At 58.1% G+C, this 1,531-nt stretch carries 2 protein-coding genes; both read right to left on the bottom strand.

Translation table 11 applies throughout. The features are described from left to right. Positions 1-58 precede the first annotated feature (58 nt). Positions 59-1,348 (bottom strand): ISL3-like element ISPpu12 family transposase, encoded by a 1,290-nt coding sequence (locus tag Q9245_RS15925; protein WP_004574636.1) that lies wholly within the window; start codon positions 1,346-1,348, stop codon positions 59-61. 21 nt (positions 1,349-1,369) lie between these two features. Beyond that, positions 1,370-1,531, bottom strand: a 162-nt coding sequence (locus Q9245_RS15920; RefSeq protein WP_199456018.1) for a signal peptidase II, incomplete at its 5' end; no start/stop codon positions are given.

The following is a 1,531-nucleotide window of genomic DNA, read 5'->3' as shown; positions in this document are numbered from 1 at the left end:
GGGTATACGGATTTAATGGTTGATGGGGCACCTTCACCCCATCAATCTGATACCACCCTCAGATGGTTGATAGATCGACTCCGTAGTTGAGTTCCTCTGCGAAGTCCGGCAGTCCGTAACCGATGGTTTTCTTGTAGAAAGGAGAGACCTTCGCAGTCGGTGCCTTCTTCTTGTGCTTCGTGGTGTAGAGCATTCGTGCCCGCATCACCTCGAAGGAGTAACCGCGCCCTTCACGGTTCTTGTCCTTGGCCAGTCGGTTGATGGACTCCGTGTAAGCGTTGGTGACGGGCATGTCCGTCTCGAAGTAGGTCATGGTCTCTTCGCGCCAGTTTCCCACTGCCCTTACCAGATCGCTCCAGACTTCCTTTTGGCCCTTCGGGATGGTGGCTATCCACTCGTCCAGGGCGGCTTCTGCCTGGAGCCGTGTGGTGGCGTCCCAGATGCCGTAGAAGCGCTCCTTGTGCTCGTAGGCGGCCAGCAGTTGCGGGAACGCGCCTGTCCAGGTCTCCATGATGAGGCGCTCCCGGTCTGAGACTTCGTGAGCGCGTTTCAGCAGGATTTTCCGGTCTCCCTTGAGAGTCCGGCTCTGGGACGGTTTCAGCTCCTTTCTGAGGCCCTTGCGCACTCTCTCTAGGGCATCGTTGGCCATGCGCACCACATGGAACTTATCGACCACGATACGGGCCTGGGGCAGCACAGCCTTGACCGCTGCCCGGTAGGGGTTCCACATGTCCATGCTGACGATCTCGACCTTCTGCCGGTCTTTCAGCTTCATCAGGTAGTTGGTCACCACGTCCTGGCGGCGGGTGGCCAGCAGGTCGAGCAGGGTTCGCTCCTCAATGTTGGTCAGAATGCAGCGGTAGCGCTTGTTCAGGTATAGCTCGTCAATGCCCAGGATGCGGGGCGTCTCGAAGCGGTGCCAGCGCCCCAGGAACTCGGCGCGGGCGTTGAAGATGTCGCGCACCGTCTTCTCGTCCAGGCCGGTCTGTGCCGCCACAAAGGTGTAGGGGTGGTTGAAGGATTCCTTCTCCACGTACTCATGCAGCCGCAGTGTCATACGGAATCCGTCCACCATCTCCGGTAGCTGGGGCCTGAATGTTGTCTTGCAGGCCCGGCAGGTGTATCGGCGGCGGACCACCCAGAGAGTGACCCGCTTGCCGTGGATGGGCAGATCACGATAGGGAACGTCACGCTTGCCGAACCGTACGAACTCACCCTGCACGCCGCATTCCTCGCAGGCGATGGGATCGGGCACGTCCACCTGGAAGTGCATTTCGTCGTCGGTTGATTTGCAGCCCAGTACTTGGTATTGCGGCAGGTGAAGGATGTTGTCGGGAAGTTCGGTCATGGTGTTGTATAGGCGTAGGTGTCAGTCAGATCCATCCGGCTCGGCATTGGTGTTTGCTTTTTTACCCAACAAGCTGCTGGAAACGAAAAGTAAGGCACCGAGGACAATTGCAATATCAGCCAGGTTGAAGGCCGGCCAATGCCAGTCTCGCCAATAGAAATCAAAGGAATCCACAACATAGCC

Source organism: Marinobacter sp. MDS2 (assembly GCF_030718085.1).
GTDB lineage: Bacteria > Pseudomonadota > Gammaproteobacteria > Pseudomonadales > Oleiphilaceae > Marinobacter.
The sequence above is the reverse complement of the archived record's forward strand: the minus strand, read 5'-3'. Positions and strand labels throughout refer to the sequence as shown.

Excerpts from the sequence above, each read along its gene's own strand:
- Q9245_RS15925 (WP_004574636.1), bottom strand. The coding sequence starts at position 1,348 with ATGACCGAACTTCCCGACAACATCCTTCACCTGCCGCAATACCAAGTA.